This is a genomic window from Methylobacterium sp. WL116, from assembly GCF_008039455.1.
GTDB lineage: Bacteria > Pseudomonadota > Alphaproteobacteria > Rhizobiales > Beijerinckiaceae > Methylobacterium.
Map to the genome: position 1 here is coordinate 1 of NZ_VRUV01000368.1, position 4647 is coordinate 4647.

A 4647-nucleotide genomic window follows, 5' to 3' on the forward strand; every position below is an offset into this window, starting at 1 on the left:
CGCCGGCGCCGCGCCGCCCGCCTGGACCCCGGCCGGATCCTCGCCGTCCACGGCGATCACCGCGATCAGGTCGTTGACCGGCACGTCGGCAGTGCCCTCGGGCACGACGATCCGGGCGAGCACGCCCTCGTCGATCGCCTCGACCTCCATGGTCGCCTTGTCGGTCTCGATCTCGGCGAGCACGTCGCCGGACTTGATCGCGTCGCCCTCCTTCTTGAGCCACTTGGCGAGGTTGCCCTTCTCCATGGTCGGCGAGAGGGCGGGCATCAGGACGTTGACGGGCATGGTTCAGGTCTCGTCCGAGGGCAGGGAGGGGGCGTCGGGTTCGGCGCGGGGATCGGCGAAGGGAAACAGGTCGTCCAGCGGAAACGGGACGGCGTCGAAGGGCGGCAGGGCCACGGTCTCGCGGCGCGTCACCGTCCCGAGCAGCAGCCATCGGGACGCGGTCAGCGCGAAGGCCTCCAGCACGCCGTCGGCGGGATCGAGCAGCCAGAGGTGCCCGACGCCGGCCTCCGCGTAGATGCGCCGCTTCGGGCCGCGGTCGAGACGCACCGTGGACGGCGACAGGATCTCGCAGACCCAGTCCGGCGGCGTCTCGACGAAGGCGGTCTCCGGCTCGGCCGGCAGCCGCTCGCGGCGCCAGCCGGCGAGATCGGGCACCACGACCTGCGCTCCGAGATGGAGCTCGGGTTCGATCATGAAGATCCAGCCGCCCGGTCCGCCGCGTCCGTGCCGGAAAGGGGGGCCCAGAACGGAGCCGAGATCCAACGCCGCCATCGCATGCCGCGGCCGCGGTCGCGGATGCGTCTCCAGCGCCCCGTCGATGATCTCGGCGACGAGGTGATCGGGGACCGCTTCGAGGTCGGCGTAGGTGGCGTGCCGGAGCGCGGGTTCGGCCATGGCCAGAATCCCGTCAGTTCAGGCCGCCGGGATCGAGGCCCTCAGCCTCCCACCCCGCGCGAATGCGCTCGAACGCCTCCTCCTCCGACAGGTCGGTTTCCAGGGCGTAGGCGCGGGCGGCCTGCCGGGCGAGGTCGACCATCAGGCGGCCCCACGTGGCGGGGTCGTCGAAGGACCGGCGCAACGCCACGCTCACCGCCCCGTCGACCACGGCCGCGCGCAGCACCTCAATGCCGCCCTGCTCCAGGGCGTCGGGGGGAATCTCGAGGGCTTGGAAGGATTCACTCATACGACGTCATGACCCATCGGTCGGCCCCGTTCCCGCCGGTCAGGCACGAAGGCGGATCGCATTCACCGGTAGCAGACGGCCTTGGCCGCCTCGACGACCTCGGCGACGTTGGGCAGCGCCAGCTTCTCGAGGTTGGCGGCGTAGGGCATCGGCACGTCCTTGCCGGTGACGCGCAGCACCGGCGCGTCGAGGTAGTCGAACGCGTCGACCATCAGGCGGGCCGAGATCTCGGCGCCGATGCCCGATTGCGGGAAGCCCTCCTCCACCGTGACGCAGCGGCCGGTCTTCTTGACCGACGCGAGCACGGTCTCGGTGTCCATCGGCCGGATCGTGCGCAGGTCGATCACCTCGGCCTCGATGCCCTGGTCGGCCAGGATCTGCGCCGCCTTCAGGGCGTAGGTCATGCCGATGGCGAAGGAGACGATGGTCACGTCCTTGCCGGTGCGGTGGATCCGCGCCTTGCCGATCGGCAGCACGAAGTCGTCGAGCTTCGGCACCGGGAAGGTCTGGCCGTACAGGATCTCGTTCTCGAGGAAGATCACCGGGTTCGGGTCGCGGATCGCGGCCTTGAGCAGGCCCTTGGCGTCCGACGCCGTGTAGGGGGCGATCACCTTCAGGCCCGGCACGTTGGAGTACCAAGCGGCGTAGTCGTGGCTGTGCTGGGCGCCGACGCGGGCGGCGGCGCCGTTGGGGCCGCGGAACACGATCGGGCAGCCGAGCTGGCCGCCGGACATGTACAGGGTCTTGGCCGCCGAGTTGATGATGTGGTCGATCGCCTGCATGGCGAAGTTGAAGGTCATGAACTCGACGATCGGCTTCAGGCCCGACAGGGCCGCGCCGACGCCGATGCCGGCGAAGCCGTGCTCGGTGATCGGGGTGTCGACCACGCGGCGGGCGCCGAATTCCTGCAGCAGGTTCTGCGTGACCTTGTAGGCGCCCTGGTACTCGGCGACCTCCTCGCCCATCACGAAGACGTCCTCGTCCCGGCGCATCTCCTCGGCCATGGCGTCGCGCAGCGCCTCGCGGACGGTCATCGTCACCATCTCGGTGCCGGCCGGGAACTCCTCCATCACCGGCTCGGCGGCCTTGTTGGTGATGGTGGCGGGCGCGGCCGGCGCCGCGGGCTTGTCGTCGCCGGTCTTGGCGGTGGCCGACGGGCCGGAGGCCATGCCCTCGGCCTGCATCGTCGGCGTCGGGGCTCGCTGCCCGCCCGTGTCCGCACCGTTCGGCTTCGACGAGGCCCCTCCGGCGGCGGCCGCCGCGACGTCCTCGCCCTCGCCCGCGATGATCGCGATCGGGGTGTTGACGGCGACGCCCTCGGTGCCCTCGGCGACCAGGATCTTGGCGAGCGTGCCCTCGTCGATCGCCTCGACCTCCATGGTCGCCTTATCGGTCTCGATCTCGGCGAGCACGTCGCCGGACTTGATCGCGTCGCCCTCCTTCTTGAGCCATTTGGAGAGCTTGCCCTCCTCCATGGTCGGAGACAGGGCGGGCATCAGGATGTCGGTCGCCATGGAGGGTCTCTGATCGGTGAGGCGGGCGGGGCGGCCTGGCAGGGGATCGTCGCGGGGCGGCGGCGCGCCCTCAGGCGCGCGCTTCCAGGAGGATGTCGGTCCACAGCTCGGACGGATCCGGCTCGGGATCGTGCGTCGCGAACTCGGCGGCGTCGTTGACGGTCTCGCGGACCTTGGCGTCGGTGGCCTTGAGCTCGGCCTCGGCGACGCCGTGCAGCTCGATCAGGCGCTTGCGCACCATCTCGATCGGGTCGTGCTCGTCGCGCATCTTCGAGACTTCGTCCTTCGTGCGGTACTTCGCCGGGTCGGACATCGAGTGGCCGCGATAGCGGTAGGTCTGCATCTCAAGGATGTAGGGCCCCTCCCCGGTGCGGGCATGCGCGATCGCCCGGCCCGCCGCCTCGCGGACCGTGCGCACGTCCATGCCGTCGACCTGCTCGCCGGGGATGCCGAACGAGATGCCGCGGCGGGAGAAGTCCGTCTGCGCCGAGGCGCGGGCGACCGAGGTGCCCATGGCGTAGCGGTTGTTCTCGATCACGTAGACCACGGGCAGCTTCCAAAGCTGCGCCATGTTGAAGCTCTCGTAGACCTGGCCCTGGTTGGCCGCGCCGTCGCCCATGTAGGTCAGGCTGACCTTGCCGTTCTTGCGGTAGGCGTCGGCGAAGCCGAGGCCGGTGCCGAGCGAGACCTGCGCCCCGACGATGCCGTGCCCGCCGAAGAACTGCTTCTCGCGGCTGAACATGTGCATCGAGCCGCCCTTGCCGCGGCTGTAGCCGCCGCGGCGGCCGGTGAGCTCGGCCATCACCCCCTTCGGGTCCATGCCGCAGGCGAGCATGTGGCCGTGGTCGCGGTAGCCGGTGATGACCTGGTCGCCGTCGACCGAGGCCATCTGCATGCCGATGACGACCGCCTCCTGGCCGATGTAGAGGTGGCAGAACCCGCCGATCAGGCCCATTCCGTAGAGTTGCCCCGCCTTCTCCTCGAAGCGGCGGATCAGCAGCATCTGATGGTAGGCGTGGAGGTCTTCCTCGCGGGTGAATTGCGGCGCGTTCGGTGCGGGCTGGTGCTCGGCCGCCACGGCCTCCGGCGTCTCCGCGGCAGGGTTGGGCTGCCCCGCATCTTTCGCGGCATCCATCGGCGTGCTCCCGTGCTGGCGTCTGTTCCCTCCCGGTTTAGGACACGCGCTCCGGGAATGCGAGGGCCGACGCTCTGACAGGTGTTTGTGGTTGTCATACCCGATCCGCATGCCCGATCCGCACGCCCGATCGGCATGATCCCCTCGGGACGGCGGATGCGGGCTGCGTTCAAGCCGGGACGCGCGCGTGGGACTGGAGGCGGTGCCCGCTCACGGGTCGATGACGACCACGTCGTTGGCGTGCACCCGGCCGAGGACGACCCGGGCGCGCTCCTCCAGCAGGTCGCGGTCGATCTGCTCGCTGCGCAGCAGCGCGACGCGGTGCTCCCAGGTCGCCCGCTCGGCCTTGGCCGCCGCGAGCTCCCGGGTGAGCCCGAAGGCCTGGATCTTGAGGGCGCGCTTGGCCTCCAGGCCCCGGTTGCCGTTCTCGGCCTGGTACACGAAGTAGCCGACGACCAGCCCGGACAGGGTCCAGAGGCTGAGAGGCAAAACGACCATTCTGACGCGGCGACGGACGACCATGGCGCGACCATCGTCCGGGTCAGTTAACAAAGCCTTTGCCGCGGCCGCCGATCGTGCGCTCGGCGGTGGACGGCGGCGCCCGGGTGGGTTGAACCGCGCCCCGCGGTGATGGACAGTCGGAACAAAGATCGAACATCGAGGCGGCCGCCCTGCGGTGCGGCGGTCTCGCGGAACGGGACAGCGCAGTGACCGCCCCGGTGCGGAAAGTCATCCACATCGATATGGACGCGTTCTACGCTTCCGTCGAGCAGCGCGACGACCCGGCCCTGCGCGGCCGGCCGGTCGCG

The 4647-nt window shown here is 70.3% G+C and carries 6 protein-coding genes and 1 pseudogene; 1 reads left to right on the forward strand and 6 read right to left on the reverse strand.

The features are described from left to right. The 6 genes from FV223_RS20600 to FV223_RS20625 form a co-directional block, all read right to left on the reverse strand. The coding region (locus FV223_RS20600) for a biotin/lipoyl-containing protein (protein WP_348644811.1) at nucleotides 1-285 on the reverse strand (285 nt) is incomplete at its 3' end. 3 nt (nucleotides 286-288) lie between these two features. Next, the gene (locus FV223_RS20605) at nucleotides 289-900 is read right to left on the reverse strand and encodes a Uma2 family endonuclease (RefSeq protein WP_147728754.1); all 612 of its coding nucleotides are present in this window, start codon (nucleotides 898-900) and stop codon (nucleotides 289-291) included. Between the two features lie 13 nt (nucleotides 901-913). Further along, a complete protein-coding gene (locus tag FV223_RS20610; RefSeq protein WP_147728755.1) occupies nucleotides 914-1189 on the reverse strand; it encodes a DUF5076 domain-containing protein in 276 nt (91 codons plus the stop codon). Between the two features lie 62 nt (nucleotides 1190-1251). Further along, the gene (locus FV223_RS20615) at nucleotides 1252-2703 is read right to left on the reverse strand and encodes a pyruvate dehydrogenase complex E1 component subunit beta (protein ID WP_147728756.1); all 1452 of its coding nucleotides are present in this window, start codon (nucleotides 2701-2703) and stop codon (nucleotides 1252-1254) included. A gap of 70 nt (nucleotides 2704-2773) precedes the next feature. Further along, complete coding sequence (pdhA, locus tag FV223_RS20620; RefSeq protein WP_147728757.1) at nucleotides 2774-3838, reverse strand: pyruvate dehydrogenase (acetyl-transferring) E1 component subunit alpha; 1065 nt, start codon at nucleotides 3836-3838, stop codon at nucleotides 2774-2776. A 210-nt stretch (nucleotides 3839-4048) separates the two neighbouring features. Further along, complete coding sequence (locus FV223_RS20625) at nucleotides 4049-4360, reverse strand: septum formation initiator family protein (RefSeq protein ID WP_147728758.1); 312 nt, start codon at nucleotides 4358-4360, stop codon at nucleotides 4049-4051. Nucleotides 4361-4509: 149 nt separating this feature from the next. Between FV223_RS20625 and FV223_RS30670 the strand changes: the two are divergent. Next, a pseudogene (locus FV223_RS30670) lies at nucleotides 4510-4647 on the forward strand (hypothetical protein); the annotation flags it as partial.

Excerpts from the sequence above, each read along its gene's own strand:
- FV223_RS20615 (WP_147728756.1), bottom strand. The coding sequence starts at position 2,703 with ATGGCGACCGACATCCTGATGCCCGCCCTGTCTCCGACCATGGAGGAG.
- FV223_RS20605 (WP_147728754.1), bottom strand. The coding sequence starts at position 900 with ATGGCCGAACCCGCGCTCCGGCACGCCACCTACGCCGACCTCGAAGCG.
- pdhA (WP_147728757.1), bottom strand. The coding sequence starts at position 3,838 with ATGGATGCCGCGAAAGATGCGGGGCAGCCCAACCCTGCCGCGGAGACG.
- FV223_RS20625 (WP_147728758.1), bottom strand. The coding sequence starts at position 4,360 with ATGGTCGTCCGTCGCCGCGTCAGAATGGTCGTTTTGCCTCTCAGCCTC.
- FV223_RS20610 (WP_147728755.1), bottom strand. The coding sequence starts at position 1,189 with ATGAGTGAATCCTTCCAAGCCCTCGAGATTCCCCCCGACGCCCTGGAG.